Source organism: Aquabacterium sp. (assembly GCF_044226965.1).
Classification (GTDB): domain Bacteria; phylum Pseudomonadota; class Gammaproteobacteria; order Burkholderiales; family Burkholderiaceae_C; genus Pseudaquabacterium.
The window spans coordinates 1-20,076 of the sequence record NZ_JBGAGA010000034.1; the positions used below are offsets into that span (position 1 = coordinate 1).

The following is a 20,076-nucleotide window of genomic DNA, read 5'->3' on the forward strand; positions in this document are numbered from 1 at the left end:
GTTGCCGCCGGTGTCGCCGCTGCAGCTGATCGACGCGCTGCTGCAGGACCTGGCTGCGCCGCTGCGCCAGCGAGGCGTGGCCGTGCAGTGGGCGCAGCGCGACGGCACGGCGGTGCCGGCCGATGCCGAGCGGCTGCGGCTGGCCTTGTCGAACCTGCTGGCCAATGCGATGGACTTCGCGCCGGCCGGCTCGGTGATCGAGCTGGCGGTGCAGGCCCAGCCGCAGGCGCTGTGCATCACGCTGCGCGACCATGGCCCGGGCGTGCCCGACTTCGCGCTGCCGCAGCTGGGCCAGCGCTTCTTCTCGACGCCGCGCCCGGCCGATGGCCGCAAGGGCAGCGGGCTGGGCCTGGCCATCGTGCGCCAGGTAGCGCTGCTGCACCGTGGCGCCCTGCAGTTCGAGCAGGCGCAGCCGGGCCTGCGCGTGCGCCTGAGCTTGCCGCGCAGCTGAGCGAGACGGCCGTCGCTTCACGCCGCCTTCACGCAGCGCGTGGCGGCTTCACCCCGGGCGCCGAGCATCGGCAGCTTCATTCACGGAGGCTGCCGTTCATGCGATTTCCCCTGTTGTTCAAGGTGCTGGCACTGGCGCTGCTGGTGCTGATGCTGAGCGCGGTGCTGATGCGCATCGGCTTCCTCGTCGACGAGCGCCAGGCGCGGCAGGGCGAGGCGCAGCGCAGCGTCGAGCAATCCCATGCCGGCGCGCAGACGCTGATCGGCCCCTGGGTCGAGCAGCGCTGCGTCGAGGAGTGGGACGTCGTCAGCGGCGAAGGCAAGGACCGCAAGCTTAGCGTGGAGCGGCGCGAGCCGACCCTGCGGCGGGTGCCTGACCAGCTGGTGGTCGGCGCCCAGGTGCGCAGCGAACTGCGCACGCGCGGGCTCTTCCGCATCCCGACCTATGGCGGCCCGGTGACCCTCGATGCGGCCTGGAGCGCGCCCTTCGCGCAGTCGCCGCGCCGCGAGCGCAGCGATTCGCGCTGGGCCTGCGAAGCGCCGCGCCTGGTGCTGGCGATCAGTGACGTGCGTGGCTTGCGCGCCGCCGCCTTGACGCTGGACGAGCGGCCGGCCGCGGTGCGCGCCGGCACGTTGAGCGCGGCGTATCCGCAGGGCGTGCATGCCGACCTGCCGGCCAACCGGCCCGCCGCCACTGCGCTGCAGGCGCGCTGGCAACTGCAGCTGGCCGGCACCGGCCAGCTGGCGCTGGTGCCGGCGGCGGAGGCCACCGAGTGGCACCTGTCCTCGGACTGGGCGCACCCTTCGTTTGGCGGCCGCTTCCTGCCCGAGCGCCGCAGCATCTCGGCCGGCGGCTTCGAGGCGGCCTGGCAAGTTTCCTCGCTGGCCACCGGTGCGCCGGACCAGCTGCAGCGCGGCGTGCCGCTGTGCGGTGGCGCGATGGGCGTCGACGGCGATGCCTACAGCCCGCCGGGCGCGCGTGCGGCGGGCTGCCTGGACACGCTCTCGGTCGCCTTCTTCGACCCGGTCAATCCGTACGTCCTGAGCGACCGCGCCATCAAGTACGGCCTGCTGTTCGTCGTGCTCACCTTCGCCGCGGTGCTGCTGGTCGAGGCGCTGTCCGGCCGCCGCGTGCACCCGATCCAGTACGCGCTGGTCGGGCTGGGCTTGAGCCTGTTCTTCCTGCTGCTGCTGAGCCTGTCGGAACACCTGCCGTTCGCGCAGGCCTACGGCGTCGCGGCCACCGCCTGCGCGCTGCTGCTGGGCTACTACGGCGGCCACATGCTCGGGCGCTGGCGCGCCGGCCTCGCCTTCGGCGCCGGCATCGGCCTGCTCTACGGCCTGCTGTACCTGCTGCTGCAGATGGAGCAGAACGCGCTGGTCGTCGGCTCGCTCGCGCTGTTCGTCGTGCTCGCCGCCGTGATGGTGCTGACCCGCCGCGTCGACTGGTACACGCTGTTCGACAGCTGGCGCCGCAGCGCGGCGGTGGCCGCACCGGTTGGACGCTAGCGGGCGACGCGAGGCCCGGCGCGCCCGCCGGGCCACTACAGTGCAGGCAGCCCGGGCGCCACCGCCCGGTCGCCTGCCTGGAGACCCCACCCCGTGAGCGACGACAGCGTTCCCACCTACGACTACGTGATCGTCGGCGCCGGCACCGCCGGCTGCCTGCTGGCGAACCGGCTGAGCGCCGACCCCGATTGCCGCGTGCTGCTGATCGAGGCCGGCGGCTACGACGACTACCTGTGGATCCACATCCCGGTGGGCTACCTGTACTGCATCGGCAATCCGCGCACCGACTGGCTGTTCCAGACCGAGCCCGACCCCGGGCTGAACGGCCGCCGGCTGCGCTACCCGCGCGGCAAGGTGCTGGGCGGCTGCTCCAGCATCAACGGGATGATCTACATGCGCGGCCAGCGCCGCGACTACGACGCCTGGGCCGAGGCCTGCGGCGACGCCGCCTGGCGCTGGGACGCCAGCCTGCCGTTCTTCCGCCAGCACGAGGACCACTGGCGCGCGCCGGGCGATGCGGCGCACGACGCCGCGCACGGCCACGGCGGCGAATGGCGCGTCGAGCGCCAGCGCCTGTCCTGGGAGATCCTCGACGCGTTCGCCGCCGCCGCGCAGCAGGCCGGCATCCCGGCCAGCCAGGACTTCAACCGCGGCGACAACGAAGGCGTCGGCTACTTCGAGGTCAACCAGAAGCGCGGCGTACGCTGGAACGCGGCCAAGGCCTTCCTGCGGCCGGCGGCGCAGCGGCCCAACCTGCAGGTGTGGACCGGGGCGCAGGTGTCGCGGCTGGTGGTGGAAACCGGCGATGGAGGGCCGCGCGTCACCGGCCTCGAGGCGCTGCCCGCTGGCGGCGGCGCGCCGCTGCGGGCACGCGCGCGGCGCGAGGTGGTGATGGCCGCCGGCGCGGTGGGCACGCCGCAGATCCTGCAGCTCTCGGGCATCGGCCCGGGCGCGCTGCTGCAGGCCCATGGCATTGCCGTGCAGCACGAGCTGCCGGGCGTCGGCGAGAACCTGCAGGACCATCTGCAGATCCGCGCGGTGTTCGAGGTCGAAGGCACGCGCACGCTGAACACGATGGCGCACTCGCTGCTCGGCAAGGCGCGCATCGGCCTGCAGTACCTGCTCACCCGCAGCGGGCCGATGAGCATGGCGCCCTCGCAGCTGGGCTGCTTCACCCGTTCATCGGCCGGGCAGGCGCATCCGAATGTCGAGTACCACGTGCAGCCGCTGTCGCTGGATGCCTTCGGCGAGCCGCTGCACCGCTTCAATGCCTTCACCGCCAGCGTCTGCAACCTCAACCCCACGTCGCGCGGCCATGTGCGCATCCGCTCGCCACGGCCGGGCGATGCGCCGGCGATCCAGGCCAACTACCTGTCGACGGCCGAAGACCGCCAGGTCGCCGCCGATTCGCTGCGCCTGACCCGCCGCATCGCCGCGCAGTCGGCGCTGGCGAAGTACCGGCCGCGCGAGGTGAAGCCGGGCGTGCAGTTCCAGAGCGACGAGGAACTCGCGCGCCTGGCCGGCGACATCGGCACGACGATCTTCCACCCGGTGGGCACCTGCCGCATGGGCCGGGCCGACGACGCGATGGCGGTCGTCGACGCACGGCTGCGCGTGCGCGGCCTGGCCGGCCTGCGCATTGCGGACGCCAGCGTGATGCCCACCATCACCAGCGGCAACACCAACGCGCCGACCCTGATGATTGCCGAGCGCGCCGCGGCCTGGCTGCGCGAGGACGCCGCGGCCCGCGGCTGAGACTGCCGCCGCCGCGGCCCCGGGTTCGCGGGGCGGTGTGTGGTTTTGCCGCTGCATGACGGGTTAACCCTGGATGACGTTGGTCATGCGCCTGCCTACATTGCGCCCACTCGGCGGTGTTGGGCTTGGACACCCGCGCCGCCCGGGGGACTGAGGAGACAGCAACAGAGTCGAACGAGCACAAGCATCCGTGGCAGCAGCAGGCCGAGGACAGCGGACCTGCGCATCACACGGGGCACCCATTGCAGGCGCCGGGCAACCCCCGGCGCCTTTTTTCTTGGGCCGCCGCCGGCGCTGTTGCCATTTGTCGATATTGCGTGCCGCCCGACCGTTGATTTGCCCTTTGCCGGGCGGCGCCAGGGGCTACCCTGTGGTGAGATCCCCCAGCCTGCCACTGCCATGTCCGTCAACGCCCGCCTGCGCACGCTCGACATCGACATCCCGTCCAAGCCGGATTCGCTGGTCCGGCTGTCGCTGCTGCTCGCCGACGAGGACGTGAACCTGCAGGCTATTGCCGCACTGGTCGAGGCCGACATGGCGCTGGCCGCGGCGGTGATGAAGGCGGTGAACTCCTCGCTCTACGGCCTGAAAGGCCGGGTGCAGAGCGTGCAGCAGGCCGTCACCTACCTGGGCACGCGCGAGATCGCCGGCATCACCTTCGAGATGGGCCTGCGCGCGGCCTTCCCGCCGGCGCCGGAACTGGAGCCGATCTGGGCCCGTGCCGCGCAGCGCGGGCTGCTGATGGGCCGGCTCGGCCAGTCGCTCGGGCTCGACGCCTGGGCCGCGCATTCGGCCGGCCTGTTCGAGGAATGCGGCAAGGCGGTGCTGTTCCGTCATGCGCCGGACCACTACCGCGCGATGCTGCGCGCGGCCACCAGCGATGCCGAGCTGTGCCAGCTGGAGCACACCGGCTTTGGCGTCAGCCACGACGCGCTGGGCGCCGCCTTGTGCGAAAGCTGGGGCCTGGGCCCGGCCGCGGTGGCCAGCGTGCGCCACCACGTGGCCGCGCGTGACCAGCGCGACCTGCAGGCCGCGCCGGTGCCGCGGCGCGCGGTGCTGGCCTTGTCCGTGCTGGCCGACGCGCTGATGCGCCAGCCCGAGCAGCTGGACGAAGCGGCCGCCGCCGTCGGCCCGCAGGCCGAGCTCGACACCACGCTGCTGCTGCGCTCGGCGCGCCGCATCCAGGAACAGCTGGCCGAGGCCGCCGCGCACGGGCGCTGACGGCGCCCGCGCCGATTGCTGCCGCTGAAGCAGCTGTCGCCCGGCCCGCGCCCGGGCTAACCCGGCCCTGGAAAGCCCTCATGGGCGCAGCCCGTAAGGGCCGGCTACGCTGCGCCGCTCCACCCTCTTGCGAACCGCGAGCGTCGCCGCCCCATGAGCCAAGCATCCGTGCCCGCCAGCGACCTGGCCCTGCAGCGCCTGTACCACTGGGAAAAGACCGCGCCCAACCGCCGGGTGTTCGTGCAGCCGATGGGCGGCGGCGTGATCCGCGAATTCACCTGGCGCGAGGCGATGGACCAGACGCGCCGCATGGCCGCGCACCTGAAGAGCCTGGGCCTGGCGCCCGGCGACAAGGTGGCGCTGATGTCCAAGAACACCGCCTGGTGGCTGATGGCCGACTGGGCGATCTGGATGGCCGGCGGCGTCTCGGTCCCGCTGTACCCCACGCTGGCCGCCGAGACCATCCGCCAGATCCTGAACCACAGCGAGGCCAAGCTGCTGTTCATCGGCAAGCTCGACGGCTTCGACGCGATGAAGCCCGGCATCCCGCAGGGTCTGCCCTGCATCAGCCTGCCGCTGGCGCCCAAGCTCGACTGCCCGGCCTGGGACGACATCATCGCGAAGACGCAGCCGATCAAGGGCGAGCCGGTGCGGCCCGGCAGCGAGCTGTCGACCATCATGTACACCTCGGGCACCACCGGCGCGCCCAAGGGCGTGATGCACAGCTTCGACACCTTTGCCTGGTCGGTCGGCACCGGCATGAAGCGGGTGAAGTTCGACACCGAGACGCGCGTGCTGAGCTACCTGCCGCTGTCCCACGTGGCCGAGCGCACGCTGATCGAGCACGGCCTGTTCGCCACCGGGATGCAGGTGTTCTTCGCCGAGAGCCTGGAAACCTTCACGCAGGACCTGCAGCGCGCGCGGCCCACCGGCTTCTTCTCGGTGCCGCGGCTGTGGGTCAAGTTCCAGCAGGGCGTCAGCGCCAAGATGCCGCCGGAGAAATTGAAGCGCCTGCTGAAGATCCCGATCGTGCGCGGCCTGGTGCGCAAGAAGATCCTCGGCGCGCTGGGGCTGGACCAGTGCGTGTTCGCCGCCGGCGGCGCCGCGCCGATGCCGCCCGAGCTGCTGCGCTGGTATGCCGAGCTCGGCCTGCCGATCATCGAGGTCTACGGCATGACCGAGAACTGCGGCGTCTCGCATGCCACGCTGCCCGGCGTGCAGCGGCCCGGCACCGTCGGCCTGCCCTACGACGGCGTGCAGAGCCGGCTCGACCCGGCCAACGGCGAGATCCAGGTCAAGAGCCCCGGCCTGATGCTCGGCTACTACAAGGAGCCCGAGCTCACCCAGCAGGCCTTCACCGACGATGGCTGGCTGCACACCGGCGACAAGGGCCAGCTCGACGCCGAGGGCAACCTGCGCATCACCGGTCGCGTGAAGGACCTGTTCAAGACCAGCAAGGGCAAGTACGTGGCGCCGGCGCCGATCGAGGACCGCCTGGTGATGCACACCGCGATCGAGGCCTGCTGCGTGACCGGCGCCAACCTCGGCCAGCCGCTGGCCATCGTGATGCTGAACATCGATGCCGCCCAACGCGCAAAGGACGCGGCCGCGCGCGGTGAGCTGGAAGGCTCGCTGGCTGCGCACCTGAAGTCGGTGAATGCCTCGCTCGATCCGCACGAGCAGCTCGACAGCCTGATCGTCGTGACCGAGGCCTGGACCGTGGACAACGGCTTCATCACCCCGACCTTCAAGGTCAAGCGCAACCGGGTCGAGGAGGTCTATGCGCAGCGCTACGAGGCCTGGTCCGAATCGCGCAAGCCGGTGATCTGGGTCTGAGCCCCGAGGTCACGACGAGTACGGCGATGGCCATTCGCATCGTGCGCCTGGGCAGCCCGCGCGCGCCGGACGAAGGCCCGCGCATCGGCACCGTGCGCCGGCCGCCGCGCGGCGTGCCGAAGACCGAATTCGCGCGCCAGGACTGGTACGACACCTGGTACCCGAACCTTGCGCCCAGCGTCGAGACGATGAAGCTGGGCCAGCAGGCCGGCGATGACGCCGCATGGGCGCAGTTCGCCAAGCGCTACCGCGCCGAGATGGCCGAGCCCGATGCCGCGCGCAGCCTCGACCTGCTGGCCACCTTGTCGCACACCAGCGCGTTCTCGGTCGGTTGCTACTGCGAGCACGAGGCGCGCTGCCATCGCTCGATCCTGCGCGCCCTGCTGCAGGAGCGCGGCGCCTCAGTGCTGCCCTGAGATCCCGTCGAGCCAGTCCGCCAACAGCGCGTTGACGGCCGCGGGCCGCTCCATCGTCAGCAGGTGGCCGCAGTCGGCGATGAGTTCGAAGCGCGCGCCGGGCACGGCCGCGGAGATCTCGCGCGAACACTCCGGCGGCGTCAGCAGGTCGGCGTCGCCGCAGGCCACCAGCACCGGACAGCGGATGTGCGGCAGCAAGGGCCGGCTGTCGGGCCGGGCCATCACCGCGCGGTTCTGCCGCACCAGTTGCGCCGGCCCTGCGCGGCCGATCATCGCCAGGTAGTCCTCCACCAGCGCACGGTCGCCGCTGCGCGACGGGTGGAACGCGAACAGCACGTTCGCGCGCAGCACCTCGTCCATGCGGCCGCTTTCGAACAGCGGGATCGCGTTGCTGCGCAGCGCGATCTGCTCGGGCGTGTCCGCCCGCGCCGAGGAGCCCAGCAGGGCCATCGCCCGCACCCGCTGCGGCGCCTGGCGCAGCAGCTCGAAGGCCAGCATGCCGCCCATCGAGGTGCCGATCAGCAGCAGCGGCCCGGCGTGTTCGGCCAGCAGCGCGGCGGCCATCTCGGGCAGCGTCGCGCAGCGGGCATGCGCGTCGCTCACCTGCACCGGAAGGCCGCGGGCGCGCAGCGGCGGCAGTTGATCGCGCCAGATTGCCTCGTCGCTGGCGAGGCCGGGCAGCAGCAGCAGGGTGGGTTCGGGCATCCGGCGCAGTGTGCCAGCCCGGCCTTATGCGCCAGGCGTGCTTGCTTGGTTCAAAACCTTCGTTGGCCGTGCCCTGCACGCATCAATAATTCGATTTCCGCATAAGAAGACCGCGCGGCCATGAATTTCCAGCAACTTCGATCGGTGCGCGAGACCGTTCGCCAGGGCTTCAACCTCACCGAGGTGGCGGCCACGCTGCACACCTCGCAACCGGGCGTGAGCCGGCAGATCCGCGAGCTGGAGGACGAACTCGGCATCGAGATCTTCGTGCGCGCCGGCAAGCGCCTGACCGGGCTGACGCCGCCGGGCGAGGTGGTGCTGCCGATCGTCGAGCGCCTGCTGCACGAGGCCGCGAACCTCAAGCGCGCCGGCGACGACTACGCCCGCAGCGGCAGCGGCGCGCTGACCATCGCGGCCACCCATTCGCAGGCGCGCTATGCGCTGCCGGCCGCGGTGCGCGACTTCCGCGCCGGCCACCCGCAGGTGCAGCTGCAGCTGCACCAGGGCACGCCGCAGCAGATCGCCCGCATGCTGATCGACGGCGAGGCCGACATCGGCATCGCCACCGAAGCGCTGGCCGACTACCAGGAACTGCTGGCGCTGCCCTGCTACCGCTGGACCCACAGCGTGGTGCTGCCGCCCGACCATGCGCTGGCGCGAGACGCCCAGGCCGGCAAGCCGCTGACGCTGCAGCGCCTGGCCGAGTTTCCGCTGATCACCTACGAGTCCGGCTACACCGGCCGCGCGCACATCGACGAGGCCTTCAAGCGCGCCGGGCTGGCGCCCGAGGTGGTGCTGGTGGCGATGGATGCCGACGTGATCAAGACCTACGTCGAGCTCGGCATGGGCGTGGGCATCGTCGCGGCCATCGCCTACGACGAGGAGCGCGACCGCCACCTGCGCGCCATCGACGCGCGCCACCTGTTCGCCGCCAACATGACGCGGCTGGCCATCAAGCGCGGCAGCTACCTGCGCGACTACGTCTACGACTTCATCACCACCTTCGCCGCGCCGCTGACACGCAGCCTGGTCGAACAGGCGATGGTGGCCACGCCGGAGCAGGACCCGATGCTGTGACGCCGCGGGGCCGCGGACGCCCCAGGGTTCAGGCCGCCCAGCGCTCGACCCAGGCCGCCACCGCCGCGATGTAGCGCTCCAGCACCTGGCGCGTCGCGTCGTTGGCCACCGAGCCGTCTTCCGCGATCAGCTCGGGCGTGAAGTGCAGGAACAGCTCGGGCTGCGACATCGTCGGCGCGTTCAGCACCGACAGCACGTTGCGCAGGTGCTGCTGCGCCGCCGCGCTGCCCAGCTGGCCGGGCGAGGTGCCGCAGATCGCGCAGGGCTTGCCGCCCAGCGAGTTCTGGCCCTTGGGGCGCGAGGCCCAGTCGATCGCGTTCTTCAGCGGCGCCGGGATCGAGCGGTTGTACTCCGGCGTCACCAGCAGCAGCCCGTCGCAGGCGGCCAGCGCCTGCTTGAAGGCCTGCACCGGCGCGGGCAGCGCGCTCTCGTGGTCCTGGTTGATCAGCGGCAGGTCGCCGACGGCGATGGGTTGCCATTGCAGCGATGGCGGCGCCAGGCGCTGCAGCGCCAGTGCGAGGCGGCGGTTGAACGATGCCTGGCGCAGGCTGCCGACGATCACGCCGAGACGGCGTACGGGTGGGGCGGTGCTCATGGGGCCCGATGGTACGGGCCCGATGCGGTGGCGGGGCCCTCGGGTGCCGCTGCAGTCACTAACATCGGTCACCATCGAGACAGCCTCCGCCGCGACAATCGCCCGCCGATGCACGCCGAACCGACCTCGCCACCGCCAAAGCGTCCGCCCCGCCGCATCGCCATCGTCGGCGCCGGCTTCAGCGGCGCCGTCACCGCGATCCAGCTGCTGCGCCGCGCCCCGCCCGAGGGCCTGCAGGTGGTGCTGATCAACGAATCGGGCCGCATGGCGCGGGGCCTGGCCTATGGCACGCACAGCAGCGCGCATGTGCTGAACGTGCCGGCCGGCAACATGAGCGCGCTGGCCGACGATGCCGAGGACTTCGTGCGTTACTGCCGCTGGTCCGACCCGCGCGTCGAGCCAGGCGCCTTCGTCTCGCGCCGGCTCTACGGCGCCTACCTCGAGGCGCTGCTGTCGGCGGCCGAGCTGCGCGACGACGGCGCGGCCACGCTCGAGCGCATCGTCGGCCGCGTGATCGGCCTGCGCACCGAGGGTCCCGGCGGCCGCGCCGAGCTGCTGCTGGACCAGGGCAGCAGCGTGATCGCCGACCACGTGGTGCTGGCCTTCGGCCACTTCGCGCCGCTCGACCCGCTGCCGCCCGCGGCGCTGGCCGCGGCCGGCGCGCGCTACATCCGAGACCCCTGGCGGCCCGGCGCGCTGCGCGGCATCGGCCCTGCCGACGACGTGCTGCTGGTCGGCGCCGGGCTCACCGCGGTGGATGTGGCCCTGGCGCTGACCCAGGCCGGCGCGCGCAGCGGGCGGCTCGTCAGCATCTCGCGCCGCGGGCTGCTGCCGCAGTCGCACCGCCGCAGCGGCGCGGTGCCCGGCGCGCTCGACGGCGCCGCGCTGGTGGCCGAGATGGGCGGCAGCCTGCGCCAGCAGCTGCGCGTGCTGCGCCGCGCGGTGCGTGCGGCGCTGGCCCGCGGCGAGGACTGGCGCGACCTGATCGGCGCCTTGCGGCCGCACACGCCGGCGCTGTGGCAGCGGCTGTCACTGGCCGACCGCGCGCGCTTCCTGCGCCATGTGCGGCCGTTCTGGGAAGTGCTGCGCCACCGCTGCGCCCCCAGCGCGCACGACCGCTTCCAGCAGTTGCGCGACAGTGGCGCGCTGACGGTGCAGGCCGCACGCATCGCCGATGTGCAAGCGGTCGACGGGGCCTTGCAGGTGCAGCTGCGCCCGCGCGGCGCGGCCGGCACGCAGGGCCTGCGCGTGCAGTACATCGTCAACTGCACCGGACCCAGCGCCGACCTGCAGCGCTGCAGCTCGCCGCTGGTGCGCGAGCTGCTGGCCAGCGGCCAGCTGTGCCCCGACGCGCTGGGCCTGGGCCTGGCGGTCGATGCGCAGTACGCGGTGCTGGACCGCGCCGGCCGGCCGTCGCCTACGCTGTCGTACATCGGCCCACTGCTGAAGGCGCGCGACTGGGAGGCCACGGCGGTGCCCGAGCTGCGGGTGCATGCGCAGCAGCTGGCCCAGCGGCTGCTCGTCGGCTGAAAAACCGCCCATCGGTCTGGCGAAGCCTTCGCGGCACCCCGCCGCACCGGCGCTGGTGGACCCCGAATGCCGCAGGGCGATGAAGGGTCTTGCCAGACCCCCGCTTGCCAGGAGCGCCGCTTGACGCTGTAGTGCGCGCTGGGCCGGGGTCCGCCCCCTGGCAGGATGTTCCGTGCGCCGCTTGATTGCTCCCCTCCTCGTCGCCCTTGCCGCCTTCGCCGGCGGCGCTCCGCTGGCACTGGGCGCCGCGCCCGCCGCGGGCCCGGTGGTGCAGACCGACCAGGTGCGGGCCGAATTGCTGGTCCATGCGCCCGAGGGCCTGGCACCGGACAAGCCGGTCTGGCTGGGGCTGGCGCTGGACGCCCTTCCGCACTGGCACACCTACTGGCAGAACCCCGGCGATTCGGGGCTACCGACCACCCTGCGCTGGACGCTGCCCGCTGGCGCCAGCGTCGGGCCTGTCCAGTGGCCCACGCCGCAGCGGCTGCCGGTGGGCCCGCTGGTCAACTACGGCTACGAGGGCCGGCTGCTGCTGCCGGTGAAGCTGGCGCTGCCGGCGGGGTGGGCCGGCGGTCCGCTGCCGGTCAAGCTGCATGCCGAATGGCTGGTGTGCAACGACACCTGCATTCCCCAGTCGGGCGATTTCGCGCTGGATCTGCCGACGGGGCAGCCCATCACCGCGCAGGCCGAGCGCTTCACGCAGGCGCTGGCCGCGGTGCCGGCCGCGCCGGCGGGCGTGAAGCTGCAGGCCCGGGTCGAGGGCACCGCGCTGCGCATCGAGGCCACCGGCCTGCCGGCCGCGTGGCGCCAGAAGCCGCTGCAGCTGTTCGCGGCGCAGGCCGGCGTGATCGACCACGCCGCGCCGGCGCAGGCCCAATGGCAGGGCGACTCGCTGCGCCTGAGCCAGCCGCTGTCGCCGCAGCGCAGCGAAAGCCCGGAGCAGTTGCAGGTCGTGCTGACCACCGCCGGCCAGCCGGCCGGCCTGGCGCTGGCCGGCCCGGTGCTGGGCGGCTGGCCGGCCATCGCCGGCGCCGCGAACGCCGACATCACGCCAGCCACCGCACCGGCGGCTGCCGCCGCGGCCGCTCCCGCCCCGGCCGCTCCCGCCCCGCGGCTGCCCGTGCCGGAGCTGCCAACGGCCGCCGCCGAATCCGCGCCGGTGGAGACCCCCTGGCTGCTGACCACGCTGGGCCTGGCCTTCGTCGGCGGCCTGCTGCTGAACCTGATGCCCTGCGTGTTCCCGGTGCTATCGCTCAAAGTGCTCGGCCTGGCCGCGCATGGCGGCCAGCGCCGGCAGCTGGTGGCCGGTGGCCTGGCCTATGCCGGCGGCGTGCTGCTGTCCTTCCTGGTGCTGGCCTCGCTGCTGCTGATGATGCGCGCCGGCGGCGCCGAGCTCGGCTGGGGTTTCCAGCTGCAGTCGCCGGGCTTCGTCGCGCTGCTGGCGCTGCTGTTCACCTTGATCGGCCTGAACCTGTCGGGCGTGTTCGGCTTCTCGGGCGCGATGACCGGGCAGCTGTGCACCGTGCGCGCCCGCCGGCCGCTGCTGGACCATGCGCTGACCGGCGTGCTGGCGGTGCTGGTGGCCTCGCCCTGCACCGCGCCGTTCATGGGCGCGGCACTGGGCGCGGCGCTGGCGCAGCCGCCGTTGCAGGCCTTGTCGGTGTTCCTCGCGCTGGGCCTGGGCATGGCCGCGCCCTACCTGGTGCTGTGCTGCTGGCCGCGGCTGGCCCGCCTGCTGCCGCGGCCGGGCGCCTGGATGGAGCAGCTGAAGATGCTGCTGGCCTTCCCGATGTACGCCACCGTGGTGTGGCTGCTGTGGGTGCTGGGCCACCAGGTCGGGGTCGATGGCGCCACCGCGCTGCTGCTGGTGCTGCTGCTGGTGGCCTTCGGCGCCTGGGTCTGGGGCTCGCGCGGGCTCGGCCGCCTGGGCCGCCGTGCCGGTGGCGCGCTGGCCGCGGTGGGGCTGGTGGGCACCAGCCTGTGGGCCTGGCCGCAGCTGCAGCTGCCGCCGGCCCCGGTGGGCACGCAGCAACCGGCGCTGGCGGCGGCCAGCGAACGCTGGCAGGCCTGGTCGCCCGAGGCGGTGCAGCGCGCACAGGCCGAAGGCCGGCCGGTGCTGGTGGACTTCACCGCGGCTTGGTGCGTGACCTGCCAGTTCAACAAGCACGGCGTGCTGGCCAATGCCGGCCTGCTGGCCGACCTTGACGCGCGCCGCGTGCTGCTGCTGCGCGCCGACTGGACCCGGCGCGACCCGCAGATCACCCAGACACTGGGCGCGCTGGGCCGCAGCGGCGTGCCGGTGTACGCGGCCTACGGCCCGGGGCAGGCCCAGCCGCGGCTGTTGCCCGAGCTCTTGAGCGTGGCCAGCGTGCGCGAGGCCATCGCCGCCTGGCCGGTGGCGCAGCCCCTGGGCGCGATGCCCGTGCCCTGACCGACCGACACCCACCCGGTCAACCAGGCGCTGGCCGGCAAGCCGGTTAGCAAGCCGGTCACGCAGCCCTACGGCTGCTCGGTCAAGTACGCCGCGGGATAGGGGCTCCGAGGTTTCTCCCCGGTAGGGGACAGGCCGCGCCGCGGCCAGGGGCGCGCGGTGGTGTCTGAAGGGCCAAACCCGATCCGGGTTGCCCGGTCGGGTTTGGTGGCCCCTCGGGGGCGGCCGCCAGGCGGCCGGGGCCGACACAACAGCCGGCTGCTACCCGCAAGAGGTGCTTCCTTCGAACAATGGCCGGACCCCATCCCGCCACGAAGGAGACACCCGATGGCCCGCAAGATCCTGATGCTGTGCGGCGACTACGCCGAAGACTACGAGACCATGGTGCCGTTCCAGGCCCTCAGCGCCGTGGGCCACACGGTGCATGCGGTGGCGCCGGACAAGAAGGCCGGCGACTGGGTGCACACGGCCATCCATGACTTCGAAGGCGCGCAGACCTACAGCGAGAAGCCGGGCCACCGCTTCACGCTGAACGCCACCTTCGCCGAGGTGCGCCCCGAGGCCTACGACGCGCTGCTGATCCCCGGTGGCCGCGCGCCCGAGTACCTGCGCATGAACAGCCGCGTGGTCGAGATCGCGCGCCACTTCCTCGCCGCCAACAAGCCGGTGGCGGCGGTGTGCCATGGCGCCCAGCTGCTGGCGGCCACCGGGCTGTTGAAGGGCCGCAAGGTCTCGGCCTACCCGGCCTGCCAGGTCGAGGTGGAGCTCGCCGGCGCCGAATACATGGGCCTTGCCATCGACCAGGCGGTGACCGACGGCACACTGGTGACCGCGCCGGCCTGGCCGGCACACCCGGCCTGGATTGCCCAGTTCCTCGCGGTGCTGGGCACCCGGATCGAGACCTGACCCTTCCGGAGAGCCCTGCCATGTGCGAGGTGTTCATCAGCGCAGACCCGCAAAGCTACGACAGTCGCACGCGCTCGGTGCGGCTGCATGGCGTGGTCACCAGCATCCGGCTGGAGAACCTGTTCTGGCAGGTGCTCGAGGAGATCGCCCGCCGCGACGGCATGAACGTGGTGCAGCTGATCGAGAAGCTGTACGACGAACTGGTCGCCGCGCGCGGCGAGGTCGGCAACTTCGCGTCCTTCCTGCGCGTCAGCGCGCTGCGCTACGAGGCGCTGCTGGCGCAGGGCGCCATTCCGGCCGACACCGCGATCGCGATCCGCTCGCTCGACCCGCAGGCCGTGCTGCGCGGGCTGGCACCGGGCTGGGGACGGCCGGCACCGCCGCGCAGCCTGAGCTGAAGGCGGGGCGGTCCTCACGCCCCGGCGCCGGCCGGGCGCACGCTCTTCACGCTTTGTTGCGAGGAATCAGCAAGACCGCAGCAACAAGTCGATGCGCCAATGGCGGTGTGGGCGCTAGCATGCCCGCCCAAAGCGAGAGAGCCCCGATGAACCTGCGCCGCCTGACCCTGCTTCCCCTGCTGCTTGCCGCCGCCTGGCCCCTGGCGGGCTGGTCGGCCACCCACGAACCCGGCCCGCGCCGCTCGGTGGTGGCCTACGACCCGGCCGAAGACCCCGCCGGTGCGCGCGTGATCGTCAAGTACAGGACCGGGTCCACGCTGATGAAGGTGCAGGCCGCCGGCAGCGGCGAAGGCGCGGCCAGCACCGCCAGCGCCGGCCCGCAGCAGGCCGCGACGATGGCCCGGCGCCTGGGCCTGGCGCTGCGCGACGGCATCACGCTGGGTCGCCGCAGCCAGGTGCTGCATGGCGACAAGAGCCTGAGCTCGCGTGCGCTGGCCGCGCGCCTGGCCGCCGATCCGGAAGTCGAATACGCGGTGCCCGACCTGCGCCGCCGCGCCTTCGCGGTGCCCAACGACCCGCTGTTCAATGCCGCGGCCGGCATCTCCCCCGCCGTCGGCCAGTGGTACCTGCGGGCGCCCGACAGCACGGTGAAGGCCTCGATCAACGCGGTGGGCGCCTGGGACCTCAGCACCGGCGCCAGCAGCGTCACGGTGGCGGTGCTCGACACCGGCGTGCGCCTGAACCACCCGGACCTGGCCGGCAAGCTGCAGTCGGGCTACGACTTCATCGCCGACCGCGTCACCGCCAACGACGGCAGCGGCCGCGATGCCGACCCCAGCGATCCCGGCGACTGGACCAATGCCAACGAATGCGCCAGCGGCGAACCCGCGTCGGACAGCAGCTGGCATGGCACCCAGGTCTCGGGCCTGATCGGTGCCTCCACCAACAACGGCGTCGGGATGGCCGGCGTCGGGCGCAGCGTGATGCTGCTGCCGGTGCGCGTGCTGGGCCGCTGCGGCGGCTTCGACAGCGACATCATCGCCGGCATGCGCTGGGCCGCCGGCCTGTCGGAAACGCAGAGCAACCCGCGCCCGGCCAAGGTGCTGAACATGAGCCTGGGTTCCACCGGCAGCTGCAGCGTCAGCGAGGCGCCGGACTACGTCGACGTGTTCAACGAGCTCACGGCCGCCGGCGTCACCGTCGTGGTGGCCAGCGGCAACGACACCGGCCATGCGGTGGGCGTGCCGGCCAACTGCCCCGGCGCCATCGCGGTGGCCGGCGTGCGCCACATCGGCACCAAGGTCGGCTACTCCAACGTCGGTCCGGAGATGACCATCGCCGCGCCCGCGGGCAACTGCGTCGAGGACAACACCTGCCTGTACCCGCTGCTCACCACCACCAACAGCGGCACCAAGGGCCCGGCCCTCAACACTTACAGCGACAGCACCAACTACTCGGTGGGCACCAGCTTCGCGACGCCGCTGGTGGCCGGCACGGTGGGGCTGATGCTGTCGGTGAACCCGAAGATGACGCCGGCGCAGATCAAGACCGCGCTGCGCAACAGCGCGCGGCCGTTCCCGACCACCGGCTCCGATGCCGACGTGGTGGCCTGCCATGCACCGGACGACACCGACCAGCTCGAGTGCTACTGCACCACCAGCACCTGCGGCGCCGGCCTGCTGGACACCCAGGGCGCGGTGGCGCTGGCCGCCGCCGACCGCGTGTTCGACTGGGCCGAGTCGGTGTACCCGCAGCTGTTCCCGAAGCCCGCGACCAGCGGCTACTTCGCGCCCTACACCTACCGCTACTACCCGGCCACCGGCATCTACCTGGGCACGGCGAACGGGCGCATCTACCTGCACGACGGCCGCGAGTGGAACCTCACCGATGTCGGCCCGATGAGCCAGTACCTGCCGCAGGCCGCCGCCGCGGGGTTCTGACACGCGGGTGACACCCTCGCCGCACCGACCGGGCACGGCCGGTGCTAGCGTCACGCCAGCGCGCACGAGCCGCGCGCCGAGGAGCGACGAGCGATGAGCCTGAACTACCGATGCGCCCACCGCTGGGCCTTCAGCGCCTGGGGCGGCGCGCTGGCCGAGCAGGCCGACGAACTGGTCGCGCCCACCGGCCAGGAAGTGACGGTGCGCATCCGCCACTGCGGCATCTGCCACTCCGACCTGCACATCCAGGCCGGCGGCTTCGACATGGGCGGCGGCAAGCTCTCGTCGCTGGAACGCGCCGGCACGCGGCTGCCGGTGACCATGGGCCACGAGATCGGCGGCGAGGTCGTCGAGCTCGGCCCCAAGGTGCAGGGCCTGGCGCTGGGCGAGCAGGTCGTCGTCTACCCCTGGATCGGCTGCAATGCCTGCCCGGTGTGCGCCCGTGGCGACGACCACCTGTGCCCGAAGGCGCAGAACACGCTGGGCATCCAGCGCCCCGGCGGCTTTGCCGACCTGGTGCGGGTGCCGCATGCGCGCTACCTGGTGCCCATCGGCTCGCTGGACCCGGCGCGCGCGGCCACCTTTGCCTGTGCCGGCATCACCGCCTACGGCGCGATCCGCAAGCTCGACGCGATGACGGCCGACGAGGCGGTGGCCGTGATCGGCTGCGGCGGCGTCGGCATGACCGCGGTGGCGCTGCTGTCGGCCACCACGCCGGCGCGCATCGTCGCCATCGACCCCGACCCGGCCAAGCGCGACTCGGCGCTGGCCCATGGCGCCGCGCTGGCCTTCGACCCGGCCGCGCCCGATGCGCTGAAGACGATCAACAAGGCCTGCGGCTTCAACATCGCCGGTGCGCTCGATTTCGTCGGCGGCGAAGCCAGCTCGGCGATGGCGGTGAACCTGGTGCGGCGCACCGGCCAGGTGGTGATCGTCGGCCTGTTCGGCGGCGAGTTCCGCCTGCCGCTGCCCATGTTCGCGCTGCGCTCGCTGCGCATCAGCGGCTCCTACGTCGGCAGCCTGCACGACCTGCGCGAACTGGTGGCGCTGGCGCAGCGCGTCCCCCTGCCGGCGATCCCGCTGGACCTGCGGCCGATGGCCAGCGTCAACACCGCGCTGGCCGACCTGGCGCAGGGCCGGGTCGTGGGGCGGGTGGTTCTCCAAGCCTGAGTTCGTCAGCATCCGGGCACGCCCATGCCCGGTCCGCTCGACACCACGATCCACCTCACCCGTGCGCCCTCGGGTGCCCGCATCGCCTGGGTCTGGCCGCACAGATCGTGCGTTATGACGAGCGGGGCTGCGGCCTGTCCGGCCGGGATGCACTGCCGCCCTCGCTCGACAGCGCGGTGCAGCAGTACTTCACCTCGACGATGGTGCCGGACGCCAGCCGCGAGCAGGCCGAGTCGCTGAACGAGCAGCAGCGGCTGAGCTGCGACGGCGAGCATGCCGCGGCGCTGATGCTGGCGCGGGCCTCGCTGGACGTGCGCGCCGAGGCCGCGGCCCTGCGCAACGCGCTGTCGGCGCTGTACGCACGGCTGCAGGTCGAGGGCCGCGCGCAGGCCATCGTGCGCATCCGCGACGGCGGCAGCGGGACGCTGCCGCGCGCGCGGGACCGCTGTCCCGTGGCGCCCGGTGCGCTTGGACACTGCAATCGAGGCTCCCATCCACGGAGGTCACGATCATGTTCATCGAACGCCCCGATGCCCGCCTGTTCTCGCTGAGCTTCGGCCAGGGGCCGCGTACTTTGCTTGCCATTGGCGGCTGGATCGGCAGCGGCGAGCTGTGGCACGAGGTCTTCGGCCAGCTGCCGCACTGGCGCTGCGTCAGCCTGGACCACCGCGGCAGCGGCGCCAGCCACTGCGGGGCCGAGGCCATCGGCCACGAGGCGATGGTGCAGGACCTGGCGGCGGTGGCCGATGCGCAGCGCATCGACCGCTGCGTGCTGGCCGCGGAGTCCTCCGGTGTCGCGGTGGCGCTGCTGCACGGCGATCGCGCCGCGATCGCGCCACCGGCCGAGTCGCAGCGCCTGGCCGCCGCGCTGCCGCAGGCCACGCTCCACCTGCTGCCCGGGCTGGGCCATGTGCCGATGCTCAGCGCGCCGGCGCGGCTGGCCCAGGCCATCGAGCAGCGCTTCGGCCGCCAGGAATGCGCGGCCACCGCGTCGTGAGCCGGCCGGCGCTGAAACAACCGGCAGCACAAGCTTAAGCGGGCTTAGCGATCGCCGCCGGGCCGGCCCGCACCATCGCCTGACCGCTGCGCCGAACAGCGGAACAACAGAGGGCCCCGCGGGGCCATGCACAGGAATGGCAGTGGGACCGGGGAGGCCGGCAGCGGTGCTGCCGGCAATGTGGCGCCTTGACGACGAGGCGCCCCGGAGGCGAAGGACGACATGAACACCAGCGTGGCCAGCGATGAGGCGATTGCCACGCCGGCACCGGCACGGCGCCGCAGTGGCGACCACTGGCTGGCACTGCTGCTGCCGGCGCTGGTGGCGGCCGCCTGGGTGCTGGGCCGTGGCGGCTGGCTGCGCTCGGGCGACGACCTGAGCTACTGGATCGCGGTGGCCGGCGGCTCGATGATGCTGGCCGCGCTGCTGCTGTACCCGCTGCGCAAGTACTGGCGCGCGCTGCACCAGGCCGGCCGGGTCAAGTGGTGGTTCGCGCTGCACATGGTGCTGGGGCTGCTGGGGCCCTGGCTGATCCTGGTGCACTCGACCTTCCGCATCGGCTCGCTCAATGCCGGCGTGGCGCTGCTCAGCATGGTGGTGGTCGTTGCCAGCGGTGTCATCGGTCGCTTCCTGTATGTGCGCGTGCACCGGGGCCTGAGCGGCGAGCGCACCTCGCTGCAGGCACTGCAGGCCCGCGCCGGCTTCGTCGAGGACCAGGCCCGCTCGCGCCTGGCTTTCGCGCCGGAGGTGGAAGCCGGCCTGCGCGCCTTCGAGCAGCGCGTGCTGGGCACGCCGCCCGGCCTGGCAGGCGCGTTCCGCCAGGCGCTGTGGCTGCCATGGCTGGCCTGGCGCGAGCGGCGGCGCTGCCAGCAGCGGCTGCAGGCGCCGCTGGCCGCGCTGGCGCAACGCCGCGGCTGGGGCGCCGATGAGCTGGCGCGCCGCCGCCGCCACGCCTGCAAGCTGGTGGCGCGCTACCTCGAAGCCGTGGTGCGCGTGGCGCAGTACAGCGCCTACGAGCGCCTGTTCGCGCTGTGGCACGTGGCGCACCTGCCCTTCGTGGTGCTGCTGGTGCTGAGCGCAGTGGTGCATGTGGTGGCGGTCCATGCGTACTAGCCGTTTCCGGGGCCCCGCCGGCCATGC

The 20,076-nt window shown here is 72.8% G+C and carries 18 protein-coding genes; 16 read left to right on the forward strand and 2 right to left on the reverse strand.

The window, feature by feature from the left end; all coding sequences use genetic code 11:
* From ACILR4_RS16080 to ACILR4_RS16105, 6 genes are all read left to right on the forward strand, one after another.
* Positions 1-451: ATP-binding protein (locus ACILR4_RS16080; RefSeq protein ID WP_395701865.1), on the forward strand; the 451-nt coding region annotated here is incomplete at its 5' end.
* A 98-nt stretch (positions 452-549) separates the two neighbouring features.
* Positions 550-1,959 (forward strand): cell envelope integrity protein CreD, encoded by a 1,410-nt coding sequence (creD, locus tag ACILR4_RS16085; protein ID WP_395701866.1) that lies wholly within the window; start codon positions 550-552, stop codon positions 1,957-1,959.
* Positions 1,960-2,052: 93 nt separating this feature from the next.
* Positions 2,053-3,714 (forward strand): GMC family oxidoreductase, encoded by a 1,662-nt coding sequence (locus ACILR4_RS16090; RefSeq protein ID WP_395701867.1) that lies wholly within the window; start codon positions 2,053-2,055, stop codon positions 3,712-3,714.
* 399 nt (positions 3,715-4,113) lie between these two features.
* Entirely contained in the window at positions 4,114-4,935 is an 822-nt protein-coding gene (locus ACILR4_RS16095) for an HDOD domain-containing protein (RefSeq protein WP_395701868.1), read from the forward strand.
* A gap of 153 nt (positions 4,936-5,088) precedes the next feature.
* Complete coding sequence (locus ACILR4_RS16100) at positions 5,089-6,771, forward strand: AMP-binding protein (protein ID WP_395701869.1); 1,683 nt, start codon at positions 5,089-5,091, stop codon at positions 6,769-6,771.
* Positions 6,772-6,797: 26 nt separating this feature from the next.
* Positions 6,798-7,187 (forward strand): DUF488 domain-containing protein, encoded by a 390-nt coding sequence (locus tag ACILR4_RS16105; protein ID WP_395701870.1) that lies wholly within the window; start codon positions 6,798-6,800, stop codon positions 7,185-7,187.
* Here the strand turns inward: ACILR4_RS16105 and ACILR4_RS16110 are convergent.
* Positions 7,173-7,892, reverse strand: coding sequence for an alpha/beta fold hydrolase (locus ACILR4_RS16110; RefSeq protein WP_395701871.1), 720 nt, complete (start codon positions 7,890-7,892; stop codon positions 7,173-7,175). The genes ACILR4_RS16105 and ACILR4_RS16110 overlap by 15 nt on opposite strands.
* A gap of 120 nt (positions 7,893-8,012) precedes the next feature.
* On the opposite strand from ACILR4_RS16110, the gene ACILR4_RS16115 reads away from it, so the two are divergent.
* Entirely contained in the window at positions 8,013-8,969 is a 957-nt protein-coding gene (locus ACILR4_RS16115) for a CysB family HTH-type transcriptional regulator (RefSeq protein WP_395701872.1), read from the forward strand.
* Between the two features lie 28 nt (positions 8,970-8,997).
* Here ACILR4_RS16115 and ACILR4_RS16120 read toward each other — a convergent pair whose 3' ends face one another.
* Positions 8,998-9,564, reverse strand: coding sequence for an NADPH-dependent FMN reductase (locus tag ACILR4_RS16120; protein ID WP_395701873.1), 567 nt, complete (start codon positions 9,562-9,564; stop codon positions 8,998-9,000).
* A 108-nt stretch (positions 9,565-9,672) separates the two neighbouring features.
* On the opposite strand from ACILR4_RS16120, the gene ACILR4_RS16125 reads away from it, so the two are divergent.
* The 9 genes from ACILR4_RS16125 to ACILR4_RS16165 all read left to right on the forward strand — a co-directional run bounded on the left by ACILR4_RS16125 (position 9,673) and on the right by ACILR4_RS16165 (position 20,049).
* Complete coding sequence (locus tag ACILR4_RS16125; RefSeq protein ID WP_395701874.1) at positions 9,673-11,094, forward strand: FAD/NAD(P)-binding protein; 1,422 nt, start codon at positions 9,673-9,675, stop codon at positions 11,092-11,094.
* Between the two features lie 172 nt (positions 11,095-11,266).
* Positions 11,267-13,525, forward strand: a complete 2,259-nt coding sequence (locus ACILR4_RS16130) for a protein-disulfide reductase DsbD family protein (RefSeq protein WP_395701875.1) — start codon at positions 11,267-11,269, stop codon at positions 13,523-13,525.
* Between the two features lie 327 nt (positions 13,526-13,852).
* The gene (locus tag ACILR4_RS16135) at positions 13,853-14,431 is read left to right on the forward strand and encodes a DJ-1/PfpI family protein (RefSeq protein ID WP_395701876.1); all 579 of its coding nucleotides are present in this window, start codon (positions 13,853-13,855) and stop codon (positions 14,429-14,431) included.
* A gap of 20 nt (positions 14,432-14,451) precedes the next feature.
* Positions 14,452-14,829 (forward strand): ribbon-helix-helix domain-containing protein, encoded by a 378-nt coding sequence (locus ACILR4_RS16140; protein WP_395701877.1) that lies wholly within the window; start codon positions 14,452-14,454, stop codon positions 14,827-14,829.
* A 146-nt stretch (positions 14,830-14,975) separates the two neighbouring features.
* A complete protein-coding gene (locus ACILR4_RS16145) occupies positions 14,976-16,769 on the forward strand; it encodes a S8 family peptidase (protein WP_395701878.1) in 1,794 nt (597 codons plus the stop codon).
* Between the two features lie 93 nt (positions 16,770-16,862).
* The gene (locus ACILR4_RS16150) at positions 16,863-17,939 is read left to right on the forward strand and encodes an alcohol dehydrogenase (RefSeq protein ID WP_395701879.1); all 1,077 of its coding nucleotides are present in this window, start codon (positions 16,863-16,865) and stop codon (positions 17,937-17,939) included.
* 107 nt (positions 17,940-18,046) lie between these two features.
* The gene (locus tag ACILR4_RS16155; RefSeq protein ID WP_395701880.1) at positions 18,047-18,490 is read left to right on the forward strand and encodes a hypothetical protein; all 444 of its coding nucleotides are present in this window, start codon (positions 18,047-18,049) and stop codon (positions 18,488-18,490) included.
* Positions 18,451-18,936: an alpha/beta fold hydrolase gene (locus tag ACILR4_RS16160; protein WP_395701881.1), complete on the forward strand. Its 486-nt coding sequence runs from the start codon at positions 18,451-18,453 to the stop codon at positions 18,934-18,936. The genes ACILR4_RS16155 and ACILR4_RS16160 overlap by 40 nt, the downstream gene beginning before the upstream one ends.
* A 222-nt stretch (positions 18,937-19,158) precedes the next feature.
* The gene (locus ACILR4_RS16165) at positions 19,159-20,049 is read left to right on the forward strand and encodes a hypothetical protein (protein WP_395701882.1); all 891 of its coding nucleotides are present in this window, start codon (positions 19,159-19,161) and stop codon (positions 20,047-20,049) included.
* Positions 20,050-20,076: the final 27 nt, after the last annotated feature.